The sequence below is a fragment of the Streptomyces sp. NPDC048331 genome (genome assembly GCF_043201215.1).
GTDB lineage: Bacteria > Actinomycetota > Actinomycetes > Streptomycetales > Streptomycetaceae > Streptomyces.
Genome location: NZ_JBICYT010000002.1, coordinates 356,190 through 369,595, shown reverse-complemented (window position 1 = coordinate 369,595; position 13,406 = coordinate 356,190). Strand labels below are relative to the sequence as shown.

11 protein-coding genes and 1 pseudogene are annotated in these 13,406 nt (G+C 73.0%); 7 read left to right on the top strand and 5 right to left on the bottom strand.

Annotation, left to right across the window (positions count from 1 at the left end; all coding sequences use genetic code 11):
- Nucleotides 1–62 precede the first annotated feature (62 nt).
- Nucleotides 63–1,328 carry a transglycosylase family protein gene (locus ACGFYY_RS05200; RefSeq protein WP_393707166.1) on the top strand — a complete coding sequence of 422 codons (1,266 nt, stop codon included), beginning with the start codon at nt 63–65 and terminating at the stop codon, nt 1,326–1,328.
- Nucleotides 1,329–1,433: 105 nt separating this feature from the next.
- Here ACGFYY_RS05200 and ACGFYY_RS05195 read toward each other — a convergent pair.
- Nucleotides 1,434–2,165, bottom strand: a pseudogene (locus ACGFYY_RS05195) (DMT family transporter); the annotation flags it as partial.
- 290 nt (nt 2,166–2,455) lie between these two features.
- Here ACGFYY_RS05195 and ACGFYY_RS05190 point away from each other — a divergent pair.
- Nucleotides 2,456–3,955, top strand: a complete 1,500-nt coding sequence (locus ACGFYY_RS05190) for an SDR family NAD(P)-dependent oxidoreductase (protein ID WP_365266897.1) — start codon at nt 2,456–2,458, stop codon at nt 3,953–3,955.
- Between the two features lie 40 nt (nt 3,956–3,995).
- On the opposite strand, the gene ACGFYY_RS05185 is transcribed toward ACGFYY_RS05190, so the two are convergent.
- Nucleotides 3,996–4,475 carry a metal-dependent phosphohydrolase gene (locus tag ACGFYY_RS05185; protein WP_393707165.1) on the bottom strand — a complete coding sequence of 160 codons (480 nt, stop codon included), beginning with the start codon at nt 4,473–4,475 and terminating at the stop codon, nt 3,996–3,998.
- A gap of 321 nt (nt 4,476–4,796) precedes the next feature.
- Here ACGFYY_RS05185 and ACGFYY_RS05180 point away from each other — a divergent pair, with 321 nt between their 5' ends.
- The gene (locus ACGFYY_RS05180; protein WP_365266909.1) at nt 4,797–4,970 is read left to right on the top strand and encodes a hypothetical protein; all 174 of its coding nucleotides are present in this window, start codon (nt 4,797–4,799) and stop codon (nt 4,968–4,970) included.
- Between the two features lie 179 nt (nt 4,971–5,149).
- On the top strand, nt 5,150–6,133 hold the full coding sequence (locus tag ACGFYY_RS05175) for an NAD-dependent epimerase/dehydratase family protein (RefSeq protein WP_393707164.1): 984 nt from the start codon (nt 5,150–5,152) through the stop codon (nt 6,131–6,133).
- Here the strand turns inward: ACGFYY_RS05175 and ACGFYY_RS05170 are convergent.
- Genes ACGFYY_RS05170 through ACGFYY_RS05160 form a run of 3 tightly spaced genes read right to left on the bottom strand, consistent with a single transcriptional unit; the run spans nt 6,119 to nt 9,053 of the window.
- Nucleotides 6,119–7,558, bottom strand: coding sequence for a lipase maturation factor family protein (locus ACGFYY_RS05170; protein ID WP_393707163.1), 1,440 nt, complete (start codon nt 7,556–7,558; stop codon nt 6,119–6,121). The genes ACGFYY_RS05175 and ACGFYY_RS05170 overlap by 15 nt on opposite strands.
- 20 nt (nt 7,559–7,578) lie before the next feature.
- Nucleotides 7,579–8,112, bottom strand: coding sequence for a DUF1990 family protein (locus ACGFYY_RS05165; RefSeq protein ID WP_393707162.1), 534 nt, complete (start codon nt 8,110–8,112; stop codon nt 7,579–7,581).
- Nucleotides 8,109–9,053: a YndJ family protein gene (locus ACGFYY_RS05160; protein WP_393707161.1), complete on the bottom strand. Its 945-nt coding sequence runs from the start codon at nt 9,051–9,053 to the stop codon at nt 8,109–8,111. The genes ACGFYY_RS05165 and ACGFYY_RS05160 overlap by 4 nt, the downstream gene beginning before the upstream one ends.
- Nucleotides 9,054–9,221: 168 nt before the next feature.
- Between ACGFYY_RS05160 and ACGFYY_RS05155 the strand changes: the two genes are divergently transcribed.
- The 3 genes from ACGFYY_RS05155 (at nt 9,222) to ACGFYY_RS05145 (ending at nt 13,352) form a co-directional block, all read left to right on the top strand.
- Nucleotides 9,222–10,523: a DUF6777 domain-containing protein gene (locus ACGFYY_RS05155; RefSeq protein WP_393707160.1), complete on the top strand. Its 1,302-nt coding sequence runs from the start codon at nt 9,222–9,224 to the stop codon at nt 10,521–10,523.
- A 7-nt stretch (nt 10,524–10,530) separates the two neighbouring features.
- Nucleotides 10,531–12,594 carry a SpoIIE family protein phosphatase gene (locus tag ACGFYY_RS05150; protein ID WP_393707159.1) on the top strand — a complete coding sequence of 688 codons (2,064 nt, stop codon included), beginning with the start codon at nt 10,531–10,533 and terminating at the stop codon, nt 12,592–12,594.
- 101 nt (nt 12,595–12,695) lie between these two features.
- Complete coding sequence (locus ACGFYY_RS05145; protein ID WP_393707158.1) at nt 12,696–13,352, top strand: class I SAM-dependent methyltransferase; 657 nt, start codon at nt 12,696–12,698, stop codon at nt 13,350–13,352.
- The last annotated feature ends 54 nt before the right edge of the window (nt 13,353–13,406 follow it).

Genomic DNA, 13,406 nt, shown 5'->3' with positions numbered 1-13,406 from the left:
TTGTCACGCTCTGGTCGTGACGTTAAGTTGTGCGGTTCCTGATGTCTTCGATGGGGGCTCCCATGGGTGTACGGGGCCGGCACCGCCGGTATCAGCCGAGCAGCATCAACCGCGCCTCACTGGCCGTCACCGCCGGCGGTGCCGGGATCGCGCTCCCGCTCATCGGGGCCGGAGTCGCCCACGCGGCCTCCGTGGACACCTGGAACAAGGTCGCGTCCTGCGAGTCGACGAACAACTGGCGCATCAACACCGGCAACGGTTACTACGGCGGCCTCCAGTTCAGCCAGAGCACCTGGCGCGCCTTCGGCGGCACCGCCTACGCCCCGCGCGCCGACCTGGCCACCAAGGACCAACAGATCGCGGTGGCGGAGAAGGTCCTGAAGGGCCAAGGGCCCGGAGCCTGGCCCGAATGCGGTAAGCGGGCCGGACTCTCGCGCAGCGGCCCGGCGCCCGCCGTCACCCCGCAGACGCAGGGACGGTCCCCGGTGGCGCCCGTGGTGCCCGCGGCGCGGACGGCCCCGCAGCAGGGCGGCGGACCGGTTCCGACGGGAACCACCGTCCTGCCGAACCCGTACGTCGTCGCACCCGGCGACTCGCTCTCGGCGATCGCCACCGACCAGCACGTCGAAGGCGGCTGGCAGGCGCTGTACGAGACCAACCGCACCACCATCGGCGCCGACCCGAACCTGATCTTCCCGGGTCAGCGGCTCACGCTGCGGATCACCACGGGGCCGGCCTTACCGCCGCCGCCCAGGCAGGACCCCGAGAAGCCGCCGCGGACCGCCGACCCGGTGACACCCGTGGAACCTGCCGCCGAGAAGCCGGCACCCGATCCGGTGGAGAAGCCCGCACCCAAGCCGGTCGAGAAGCCCGCCGAGAAGCCCGCACCCGAGCCCGCCTCAGCGCAGCAGAAGCCGGCGGCGGGCGGCTTCTCCGCCCCCGTCGACGCGGCCCTCGGCACCGCGTACCGCGTCTCGGGATCCTCCTGGTCCAGCGGCTACCACACGGGCGTCGACTTCCCGGTGGCGACCGGCACCACCGTCAAGTCGGTGGGACCCGGCGCGGTCGTCTCCGCCGGCTGGGCCGGGGCCTACGGCTACCAGGTCGTCATCCGGCACACCGACGGCCGGTACTCCCAGTACGCCCACCTCTCCGCCCTCGGCGTCAAGGCCGGTCAGCAGGTCTCCGGAGGACAGCGCATCGGCCGTTCCGGGTCGACCGGCAACACCACCGGACCGCACCTGCACTTCGAGATGCGCACGGGACCCGGATACGGCTCCGACATCGACCCGCTCAAGTACCTCCGAGGCCACGGGGTCCGCATCTGACCCGCGCACGTGCGAGGGCACGACGGTGAGCAGGATCAGGCCGGCCGCGGCGAGCGTCGCGCTGGCCACCGCCGCCGTCGCGCCCGCGGCCCCGAACCGGAAGCCCTCGTCGAACAGCGTGATGCCGACCGTCGCCGCCACCACCGGGTTGATCACCGTCACCGTGGCCAGCGGCGCGGTCAGCCCGGCCCCCCGGTAGGCCGCCTGCGACAGCAGCAGCCCGATCGCCGCGAGGACCGCGATCGCCACGAGGTCGGGCCACAGACCCGCAGGCGCACCCGGCCCGAAGACCTCGGCCACCGACTTGGTGAACACGGAAGCCATGCCGAAGGCCGTCCCGGCGGCCGCGGCCAGCAGCACACTGTGCAGCACCGCCCGGTGCATCCGGTGCGCCACCAGGAACAGTGCCAGCACCACCGCCCCGGTCACGATCAGCAACACGCGCCGCTCGTCCTGCGCCAGCGCCTGCTCCGCCCGTCCGCTCCCGCCGGTCAGCGCCAGCAGCCCGGCCAGCCCGACCGTGGCCAGCACCGCCCCGCGCCAGGCGGCCGCTCCCGCCCGGCGCCGTACGAACAGGGCGGCCATCGGCAGGGCGAAGACGATGGTCAGGGCGCCCAACGGCTGGACCAGGCTCAGCGGCCCGTACGCCAGGGCCACCACGTGCAGCAGCGCACCGAGGCCGTTCAGCCCCACCGCCACCCACCAGCCACCCCGGCGCAGCGGGGCGTACGGGCGGTCCGGCGTGGTCGCCGCGACCCGTTCCTGGACGATCGCGCCACCCGCGTACGCCACGGCGGACACGAGGCAGAGCAGGACCGACAGCGCCAGTGCACTCATAAGCTCCACAATGCCCGACCCACCTGCGCTATTCCTCCGTCCACAGGTGGTGATCAGTCATACTCCCGACGTAGTACGGGAGTACGCAGCGTGGCCATTCAGGCAGCGGAAAGCGACTCCCGTCGTGCCCCGGCGTCACCGATCGGCCGCGCACGGTGACGATCCGCTCGCGATGCGTGAGGTGGACGGGAGCAGGTTTGTCTCCGGGCGTGTGGCATCCGTACAGTTGCCCTTTTGAGGACTTCCGCAGCAGGCGGATGCGGACGAGTGATCAAGGAACGGCAGCGGCGATGACGGTGACCGAAGACAGCCAGGACTACGGCCACGAGTACGGGCACGCCTTCGGGCCCGGTATCGACCCCGACCGGCTGGCCCTCTGCCTCAGCGTGCTCGACGAGCTGGACAAGCTCGACGTCGACCACCCCGACGCGATCACCGTACGCCGTGCCACCGCCGGCCTCTACCGGACGGTCAAGCAGCGCCGCCGCCAGGAGCGTCGCGCCGCCAAGACCGCCAACGACAAGGCCGTCACCGAGGCCACCGCGACCGGCTCCGCCGAGCGCATCGACGACGAGACCGAAGGCATCCTGCCCTCCTCGGTCACGGAGGCCGGCCGGATCGCCGGGATACTCCAGCGCCCGCGCTCCTGCTACGTCTGCAAGACGCGCTACGTCGAGGTCGACTACTTCTACCACCAGCTCTGCCCGTCCTGCGCCGTCGAGAACCGGACCCGGCGGGAGGCCCGCGCCGACCTGACCGGCAAGCGCGCGCTGCTCACCGGCGGCCGGGCCAAGATCGGCATGTACATCGCGCTGCGGCTGCTGCGCGACGGCGCCCACACCACGATCACCACGCGCTTCCCCAAGGACGCCATCCGCCGCTTCAAGGCGATGGAGGACTCCGCGGACTGGATGCACCGCCTGGAGGTCGTCGGCATCGACCTGCGCGACCCGGCCCAGTCCGTGGCCCTCGCCGAGCAGGTGGCCGCGGCCGGTCCGCTCGACATCCTGATCAACAACGCGACGCAGACCGTGCGCCGCCTGCCCAGCGCCTACGCGGCACTGGTCGAGGGCGAGGGCGCCCCGCTCCCCGCCGGTGAGCTCCCCGCCCACCACGTCATCGGCGCCTTCAACTCCGGCGCCGTCGACGGCCTGGCGGCGCTGCCCGTCGGCGTGAGCGGGCTCGAGGCGCAGAAGGTCGCCGACCTCGCGCTCGTCGCGGGCAACGCCAGCCTGGAGCGGCACCTCGCCGGCACCGCCATCGACGCGGGCGGCCTGCTGCCGGACGTCGTCGACAGCAACACCTGGGTGCAGACCATCGACCAGATCTCCCCGGTGGAGCTCCTCGAGACCCAGCTGTGCAACTACACGTCGCCGTTCATCCTGATCAGCGCACTCCGACCGGCCATGGCGGAGGCGGCCCGCAAGGCCGCCACCGGCCGGGCGTACATCGTCAACGTCTCCGCGATGGAGGGCGTCTTCAGCCGCGGCTACAAGGGCGCGGGGCACCCGAACACCAACGCCGCCAAGGCCGCGATGAACATGGTGACGCGGACCAGCGGCCAGGAGATGTTCCAGACCGACCGCATCCTGATGACCTCGGTCGACACGGGCTGGATCACCGACGAGCGTCCGCACTTCGACAAGCTGCGCCTCGCCGAGGAGGGCTTCCACGCCCCGCTGGACCTGGTCGACGGCGCGGCCCGCGTCTACGACCCGATCGTCCGCGGTGAGGCCGGCGAGGACCTGTTCGGCGTCTTCCTCAAGGACTACGCCCCGGCGAACTGGTAGCCACCGGGGAGCCCGGGACGGTCCTCGGCCCCGGCGCTCCCTAGTACGGCCCGCTCGACCCCCTCGACGAACCGAGGGGGTCGAGTGCGTTCCCGGGGGACCCGGCCCGGCAGGCGGCCCCGGCCGCGACCAGTTCCAGCAGCGGCTGCCAGTCCTCCAGTACGCCCGCGTCCAGGCCGGCCGCGGCGGCCGCGTCCCGGGCCTGACGCAGGGTGGCCACCGCGTCGGCGTCCCCGCCGGCGCGGTGCCCGGCGGGCTCGTCGGTCCTCCGGTGCGGCGCCTGTAGCCGTACCAGCCGGGCCACCCGCTCACCCAGCAACGGACGGATCGACTCCGCCGCCACTCCGACCGTAACCGCTCCGTCACTCAGACGGAGCAAACTGGCCAGGCGGTGCACCAAGCCCGCGATCTGCAGTTCCTTGTCGAAGGGGTGTGAGCGGCGCAGCAGGGCCGCGGTGCGCAGGCCCCGGTCGTCGGGGTCGGCGCGCAACAGCTCCATCAGCTCCAAAACGCTTGTCACATAAGGGACTTGAGCCTCGGGTATTTCGGACCTCACCACCGCCGACCCCCTCCGTCACGCCCCGCGCGTCCGGGGTCGAGCAGATCACCTCTCCCGTACCCGTAGGACCACGACTTGCTGAACCAGGGGCGAAAGTAAGAGGGCGCAGCGGATTTTGCCTTCCTATCGAGCGGAGGTCCGCTCATATGTGTACTCTGGGGCATCAAGACGGCCCCCATCCGGGCCGCGCTCCACCAAGGCGCCACCGCGTCCGGAAACCTTTCAATCCCTTGCCCGGCGCGCGGTCCGCTTGCCGGGTTGCGCGACACGAAGGAGTGCGCGGTGACTGAGAAGACGAAGACCGAACCGACGGCGATGGAGCGGACGGGAACGCGGGCGAAGCCCCGGACCGACGAACTCGGAAGCCTCGAGGTCTGGGCCCGATCCGCCCCGATCCGGCTGGCCGGGTACGAGGACGACCTGGCGGAGGCGCACATCCTTCCCGGAATCGACTAGTCCGTACAGCGGTGCCCAGCGCCCCCTCGTGCCCACGAGCACCGGGGGCGCTGCCCTGCCCGGATGACGGGCCACCGCGCCGGCTCCGGTGAGGTTCCCCGTCCGGCTACGCCCTGAGCGTCATCGCTCACGGCGATCACTTCTTCCGCCGCCCCGCTCGCCCCTGCAGGCTGGCGGGCATGAAGCTGCTGATGCTGGGTGGTACCGAATTCGTCGGACGCGCGATCACCGAGGACGCCCTGGCCCGGGGCTGGGAGGTGACCGTCTTCCACCGCGGACACCACGCGCCCCCACCGGGCACCTCCGCCCTCCACGGGGACCGCACCGCCCCCGGTGGGTCGGCCGCCCTCGGTACGGGGGAGTGGGACCTGGTCGTCGACACCTGGGGCGGCGCCCCCACGGCCGTACGCGACAGCGCCCGCCTGCTGCGCGACCGGGCCGCGCGGTACGCGTACGTCTCCAGCCGCTCGGTGTACGCCTACCCCGCCCCGGCCGGCCTCGCCGAGGACGGCCCCCTGGTCGAGGGCTCGCCGGACGCCGGGTCGACCGCCTACGCCGAGGACAAGCGGGGCGGTGAACTCGCCGCCCTCGACGCCTTCGGGGACCGTGCCCTGCTCGCACGCGCCGGGCTGATCCTCGGCCCGTACGAGAACGTCGGCCGGCTGCCCTGGTGGCTGAACCGCACCGCTCGCGGCGGCCCCGTGCTCGCTCCCGGACCGCGCGAACTCCCGATCCAGTACGTCGACGTACGCGACCTCGCCCGCTGGACCCTGGACGCCGCCGAGGCGGGGCGCGCGGGCGCGTACAACGTGGTCGCCCCGTCCGGACACGCCACGATGGGCGGGCTCCTCGACGCCTGCGTCGCCACCACCGGGGGCGGCGCCGAACTGCGCTGGACCGACCCGGAACGGCTCCTGGAGGCCGGGGTGGAGCCCTGGACCGAGATGCCCGTCTGGGTTCCCGAGGGCGAGGCCCACGACCACATGCACCGCGGGGACGTCGCCAAGGCCCTGGCGGCCGGTCTGACGTGCCGGCCGGTCGAGGAGACCGTGGCCGACACCTGGGCCTGGCTGCGCACGCTCGGCGGGGCCGCCCCACAGCGCGCCGACGTACCGACCAAGGGCATCTCCGCGGAGCGGGAGGCCGCCCTACTCGGGCTCTGAGCGGTGCGCGTCCGCGAGGCGGGTCGGAGGGAGGTACTCGCGCACGAGCGTCCGGTGCCACCAGGCCCCCGTCTCGCGCCGCTCCCGCCAGGTGGTGAACCGGTAGCGGTACAGCAGGGCGCGGACATGGACGGGCGGGGCGTCCGGGAACGGGTTGGCGCGCAGCAGCCGCAGCGTGTCCCGGTCGCCCGCGAGCAGCCGCTCCACGAACGGCCCGAACCAGTCCCGCGCGTAGTCGGGGGAGAGGGCGGCGAACCACATCAACCAGTCCAGCCGCAGGTGGTAGGGGGCGAACTGGCGTGGAAGCCGCTTCGGTTCGCCCGGCTTGCCCTTGAAGCCGTACTCGCGCCAGTCCCCGTCCGCGCGCGGTACCCGGTCCGCGGTGCCCTCCACCGCCACCTCCATCCGGACCCGGCCGACCGAGCCGAAGGCCCCGTAGGTGTTGACCAGGTGCAGCGCGTCGAAGGAGCGGTTCATCACCTGGCGGCGCGAGACCATGTTGAGCACCGGGTGCCGGCTGAGGAACAGGACGAGCACGGTGACCGCGCACACCAGGGCCACGAACCACACGGGACCCGTGCGCGCGGCGGCGGCCGGGGGCGCGCCCACCAGGCCGGTGAAGTCGACGGCCGAGACGGCCAGGGTGATCGTGATCCAGTTCAGCCAGGCGAAATTGCCCGAGAGCACCAGCCACAGCTGCGTCGCGATGATGATCCCGGCGGCGTACGAGGCCACCGGCTGCGGGGTGAACAGCAGCACCGGGACGATCAGTTGGGTCACGTGGTTGGCCGCGCACTCCACCCGGTGCAGCGGTTTCGGCAGCCGGTGGAAGAACCAGCTCAGCGGCCCGGCCATCGGCTGCGTCTCGTGGTGGAAGTACAGGCAGGTCAGCTCGCGCCAGCAGGGGTCCCCGCGCATCTTGATCAGCCCGGCCCCGAATTCCACCCGGAAGAGCACCCAGCGCAGCAGCCACAGCACCAGCACGGGCGGACCGACCCGCGCGTTGCCGAGGAAGACGGCGAGGAAGCCCACCTCCAGCAGCAGCGACTCCCAGCCGAAGGAGTACCAGGTCTGCCCCACGTTCACGATCGAGAGGTAGAGCAGCCACAGCACGGCCCACATCGCCATGGCCGCGGCCAGGGGCACCTCGTCGCCGGCCCCGGCCGCCAGGGCCGCGGCCAGCGCCGCGCCGCCCCAGGCGCAGCCGGCGAAGAGCCGGTCGGAGTAGCGCAGTTGGAAGAGGCTCGGGGCACGACGGAAGGGCACGTACCGTACGTAGCGCGGTACGGGCGTCATGCCGTGCGCCCCGATCAGGGCCCGGAACTGCAGGGCGGCCCCGAGGAAGGCCACGAGGTAGACCCCGGCCAGGGCCCGCTGGAAGACCAGCCGGGCGAGCCAGTACCCGGGCGCCGTGAACCAGTCCATCGCCTCCAGTATCGGACCGGTCAGCCGGTGACGGCCAGCCTGCGCAGGTGGTGACCGAGCAGGCGGGCGTAGCTCCGCTGGAGGAAGGGGATCAGCGGGCCGGCGAGGTGGGTGTACCAGGTGTTCGGGCGGCTGAAGGCGGTGACCGTGAACCACACCGTGCCGTCCGGGTCCATGTCCACGACGAAGGACTCCTCGCCGCACTCGGGGTGCCCGGCCAGGGTGCCGTAGGCGAAACCGATGCGGGAGGGCTCGTACGCGGTCCAGATCACCTCGCACGGAGCGTCGATGCGCAGCGGCCCGAGGCCGATCCCGACGATCACCCGGCCGCCGGGCCGGACCGCGGCGTCCTCGGCCTGTACGCGCATGCCCGAGGTCCGGTGGGCGTGGAAGGTGGTGACCGCGGTTCCGGCGGTCTCGAAGACGGCTCGGCCGTGTCCGAGGCGGGTGCGGTGGTGCAGGTGGTTGTAGCCGGCGGGCAGTGGCCGGTGGGCCGTCGCGCCCCGGTCGGGGTAGTTGACGGTGTCCCGGCCGGCGCTGAGGAGGCGGGTCATGGCGAGATCTCCACTCGGTCGGAGGTGGTGCGTGGTCGTGGTCGAGGTCCGGTGCCGGGGCCCGGCACCGCGAGGGCGGCCTGATCCGCAGGACGGGCCTCACGGGCCTCACGGGTTTCGGCGGTCAGTCGGCGCCAGGCGAGTACCGAGCACAGGGCGAAACCGAGGGCGTTGCCGAGGCCGTGGGTGGCGGCCATCCAGGTCAGGGTGGGGTGCGTGATCCCGGTGGCCTCGCCGACCGCCCACCACAGGGCGAGCAGCATGGTGGCCACGAGCACGCCCGCCGAGGTGGCGAGCAGGGTCCGTGTGGTCCGGTCCGGGCCGGTGGGCCGGATCTCCCGCCAGGTGAGCAGGGCCACGGCCCACATCCCGCCGGTCAGGACCACCGCGCCCAGCAGCTCGGCCCAGTCGTCGACGAAGTAGCCGACCAGGACGAGCAGGGTGCCCGCGGGGACGCTGTACGCGGCCCAGCGCGCGAGGCCGCCGGTCCCGGCGGTGCCGCCCACCGCGCGGCACACCAACCCGGCGACCAGCGCGGCGGTGAACCCGGCGAAGTGGAAGTGGGGCACGGTGAGCGCCAGGATGTCGAGCTCGAAGCCGAAGAGCCGGTACCCCGCGCGCTCGGCGACCAGGGCGGTGGCGGCGATCGACGGCGAGAGCAGCGCGGTGGTGACGGCGATCGCGGGCGGGGTGAGGGGGCGACCGCGCGGCAGCCGGAGCGGCGCTCGGGCGGCGAGCGCCAGGCAGGCCGCCGCGTACAGCGCGGCGAGTGCGGTGGCGGGCATTCCGCGCGGCAGCCACAGGCACAGCGCACCGGGTGCGGCCGCGAGCGGCCAGTGGCGGGCCGTGCGCAGGAACCGGACCGGGTCGATGAGCCGCAGGCCTGCCGGGACGACGTGGAGCATGCCCAGGGTGACGATCACATTCACCAGTACCGTCACCCTGGACTCCCCCCAACACCCACACCGCGGCCAACGCCTTGAACGCGTTCAACTCACGCTGGTGAGCCTACGGCGTTCCTTGAACATGTTCAAGGCGCGCTCCGGTTGCGACTCCTGCGCGGATGCGGCAGACAAGAGGGAGCAATCGGGGCGAACAGGGAGATTCAAGTGAACGGACCGTCACTTCCGACACCGCGTCAGACGTCGCGTCGTCATGCACCCGCAGGAGCAGCCCTCTTCGCCCTCCTCGGCCTGCTCGCCGCGGCGTGCGGCGGCGCGGAGGAGCCGAAGGGCGCCCCCGGGGCCGAGAGCCAGGAGGTCTACCTCCAGCCCGTGGCCTCCGCCGGCCCCGACCCCTTCACCCCCTCCTCGGCCACCGCCGAGTCCGCCCCCGTACAGCCCCCGCTGCCCAACGCGACCGGACAGGGCATCCGCACCGTCAACGCGGCCACCCCCGGCCTGTACGGAGGCACCCAGCGGCTCGGCAGCTGCGACGTGGAACAGCAGGTCGGCTTCCTGACCGGCGACGAGGCCAAGGCCCGCGCCTTCGCCGAGGCGTCGAACATCCAGGAGGAGAAGATCCCCGAATTCCTGCGCGGCCTGACGCCCGTCGTCCTGCGCGCGGACACCCGGGTCACCAACCACGCCTTCCGCGACGGCGCCGCCGACGACTTCCAGTCCGTCCTCCAGGCCGGCACCGCCGTCCTCGTCGACGAACACGGCATGCCCCGGGTCCGCTGCGGCTGCGGAAACCCGCTGGCCGCCCCGCGCACCGCCAAGGGGTCCCCCTTGCACAAGGGCGACCCGTGGAGCGGCTACCAGGCCAACCAGGTCGTCGTCATCGAACCCACCGCCCACGTGATCAACAGCCTGGTGATCGTCAACATCGCCGACAACACCTGGATCGAGCGCAAGCGGGGCGACGACGGAGCACAGGACCGGACCCCGACCGCACTGCCCCCGTACGACCCGTCCGCCGGCATCCCGGACGGACCGATCACCCCGTCCGGGGCCGCGTCCGGCGAGCCCTGCCCGCCGAACCAGGCCGCACCGGCCGCACCGAACGCCCCCGCGGCGCCGACACCCGGGGCGACGGACTGCGCGCGGGACCCGCAGGCCTCGCAGAACTCGCCCGGCGGGAACCAGCCCCGGAACCCTGGCACACCGTCGAACCCGTCCACCCGGCCGCGACAGCCGGAGCAGCCCCAGCGGCCGCCGTCCGGAAACCCCGGGGACGGGACGACCGACATGCAGCCGGCGAACCCCGATGAGCAGGCCTTTCCGCAGGCTCCCGACGGATCGACCGCGCTGCCCGTCGACCCCGCGGATCCGTTCGGCCCGGACATCTCGTCCGACCCAGACCTCCCCAACGCCCCCTACGACCCGAACGCGATCGTTCCCGACACGGCGGTGGACCCGGCCCTGCAGCCGCAGCCCTCGGACGGGAGCATTCCGCTGGAGAGCGCCTGACCGGCCCGTGTGTCATGGTGGATCGGTGCCGACCACCGTATCGCTGCCGGACGACTGGCCCGCACACCCGGACCGGTCGCTCTCGCTGAACCGCATGGGCAGTTTCGACTGGGACCTGGTCACCGGTCTCATGCACATGGACGAAGCCGCCCTCGACGTTTTCGACACGACTCCCGACGAGTACGACGGCCGGCCGGAGTCGCTCGACCCGCGCGTCCCCGCCACCGAGGCGAGCCGGCTGGACGCCCTCGTCGCCTCCGCCCTCAAGAGCGGGGAGGACAGCTACGGCGCCTACTTCCGGATCCGCCGCCACGACGGGCGGCTGCGCTGGACGCACACGCAGGGCCGCGTGATGCGCCACCAGGACGGCCGCCCGTACCGGATCATCGGCATCGTCCGGGACGCCACCGACGAGCTCAGCCACTCGGCGGAGCGGCTCGGCCTGGACGAGGAGCGACGCCGCCAGACATCGGTGGTCGAGTCCACCACCGCCGCCCTCGCGCACGCCCGCACCGTGCGCGACGTCATCGACGTCATCGGCGACGCCCACGGACTGGAACGGCTCGGCTCGATGGGCATGGTGATGGGCCTCGTCGAAGCCGGCCGGATCCACCTGGTCGCCGAGGGCCCGGAGGACAGCTTCGTCCCCGGCACCCGCTACACCCGCATCGACGAGCAGTACCCGATGAGCGAGGTCGTCCGCTCGCTGGAGCCGCGCTTCCTCGACTCGGCGCAGGAGTTCGCCCGCGACTACCCCGGGCTCTGGTCGAGGATCTCGTACATGCGGATCTCGGCCGCCGCCTACCTGCCGCTCATCGCCCAGGCCCGGCCGATCGGCGCGATCGGGCTGCTCTACCAGGACAAGGACGGCTTCACGCAGGAAGAGCGCAACCTGCTCGTCGCCCTCGGCAGCAGCATCGCGCAGAGCCTCCAGCGGGCCATGCTGCTGGAGCAGGAGCACGACCTGGCCGAGGGCCTCCAGCAGGCCATGCTGCCGCGACGGATCCCCTCGGTGGCCGGTGGGGAGATCGCCGTGCGCTACCGATCCGCCCGGATGGGCCAGGACATCGGCGGCGACTGGTACGACGTCATCCCGCTGCCGGGCGGCCGGGTCGGCGCCGTCATCGGCGACGTACAGGGCCACGACACGCACGCGGCGGCCGTCATGGGCCAGCTGCGGATCGTGCTGCGCGCGTACGCCGCCGAGGGCCACTCGCCGGGCACGGTCATGGCCCGGGCCTCCGTCTTCCTCCACGAGCTGGACACCGACAGGTTCGCTACCTGCACGTACGTGGAGGCCGACCTCGCGACGGGCGTCCTCCAGGTGGTCCGGGCCGGCCACATCGACCCCCTGCTGCGCACCCGCGACGGGGACTGCCACCGGCTCCCGGTGGCCGGCGGGATGCCGCTCGGCCTCTCGGCGGAGTTCGGCCGCCTGGAGTACCCGGTGACCACGGTGGAGCTGGACCCCGGGGAAACGATCCTGCTGTGCACCGACGGCCTCGTGGAACAGCCCGGCGCCGATCTCGACGACGGGATCCAGCTCCTGACCTCCCACATCCGGCGCGGGCCCGCGGACCTGCAGCTCCTCGCGGACCTGCTGTGCGAGATCGTCGACGAACGGGGCGGGGACGACGACATGGCGTTGCTCCTGCTGCGCCGCCACGTGGTGGCCGCCCAGGAAGGCGGCGGCCGCCTCCAGCAGCACGTGGCACCGGGCGACCCGGAAGCCCTGGTGGCCGCCCGGCACATGATCGGGGCGGCGGTGCGGGCCTGGGGCGCCCGGGAACGGGCCGACGAGATCGAACTGGTCGCGGACGAGCTGATCGTGAACGCCCTGATGCACACGGACGGCCCGGCGATCGTGACCCTACGGGTCCTGGCGGGCCCCCAGCGCCGTCTCCGGGTGGAGGTCGAGGACCGCTCCAGCGCACTGCCGCGCCGCCGCGAGGCGGGGGATTCGGGCGTCTCGGGGCGGGGCCTGATGCTGGTGGACCGCTTGGCGGACGTCTGGGGCGTGGAGCCGCGGGGCGGCGGCAAGTGCGTGTGGTGCGAGTTCGTGATGGGCTGACCCGGTCCGGTCCGGGCCCCGGCCCCGCCCTGCCCCGCGCGTGGTGGGACCGAGGCCTCGTCACCGGCCCGTTGTCGGTGGCCTCCGGCAGGATCACCGGCATGTCCGACACCACCCGCGCCATCACCGCGTACTGGGACGCCGCCGCGGCCGCGTTCGACGACGAGCCCGATCACGGCCTGCGCCAGGAGCACACCCGTGCCGCCTGGTCCCGGCTGCTGAGATCCTGGCTGCCCGGCGCACCCGCCGACGTCCTCGACGTCGGCTGCGGTACCGGCTCGCTGTCCCTGCTGCCGGCCGAGGCCGGGCACCGGGTGACCGGGGTCGATCTCGCGCCCCGGATGGTGGAGCGGGCCGAGGCCAAACTCGCGGCCGCGGGCCTCGCGGGACGATTCCTCGTCGGCGACGCCGCGGATCCGCCGACCGGGCCGGCCCGGTACGACGTCCTGCTCTGCCGACATCTGCTGTGGACCCTGCCCGATCCCGGCGCCGCGCTCCGCGCCTGGGTCGCGCGGCTCGGCCCGGGAGGGCGGCTGGTTCTCGTCGAGGGGCGGTGGCGGGAAGCCGGCGACAGCGGCGTCCCCTATGTCGACGGAGCCGCATCGCTGCCCTGGTACGGCGGGATCACCGCCGAGGACCTGGCCGCCGCGGTCCGGCCCCTCGTGTCCGGCCTGAGCATCGAACCGCTCAGCGACGAGACCGAGTTGTGCGGCGGCCCCGTCACCGACGAGCGCTACGCGCTGATCGCCCGGACCTGACCGCCCGGGGCCACCGGGCGCGCTCGGTGGCCCCCGAAAGTCCGTTGCGGGCCC

Excerpts from the sequence above, each read along its gene's own strand:
- ACGFYY_RS05200 (WP_393707166.1), top strand. The coding sequence starts at position 63 with ATGGGTGTACGGGGCCGGCACCGCCGGTATCAGCCGAGCAGCATCAAC.
- ACGFYY_RS05190 (WP_365266897.1), top strand. The coding sequence starts at position 2,456 with ATGACGGTGACCGAAGACAGCCAGGACTACGGCCACGAGTACGGGCAC.
- ACGFYY_RS05175 (WP_393707164.1), top strand. The coding sequence starts at position 5,150 with ATGAAGCTGCTGATGCTGGGTGGTACCGAATTCGTCGGACGCGCGATC.
- ACGFYY_RS05170 (WP_393707163.1), bottom strand. The coding sequence starts at position 7,558 with ATGGACTGGTTCACGGCGCCCGGGTACTGGCTCGCCCGGCTGGTCTTC.
- ACGFYY_RS05165 (WP_393707162.1), bottom strand. The coding sequence starts at position 8,112 with ATGACCCGCCTCCTCAGCGCCGGCCGGGACACCGTCAACTACCCCGAC.
- ACGFYY_RS05145 (WP_393707158.1), top strand. The coding sequence starts at position 12,696 with ATGTCCGACACCACCCGCGCCATCACCGCGTACTGGGACGCCGCCGCG.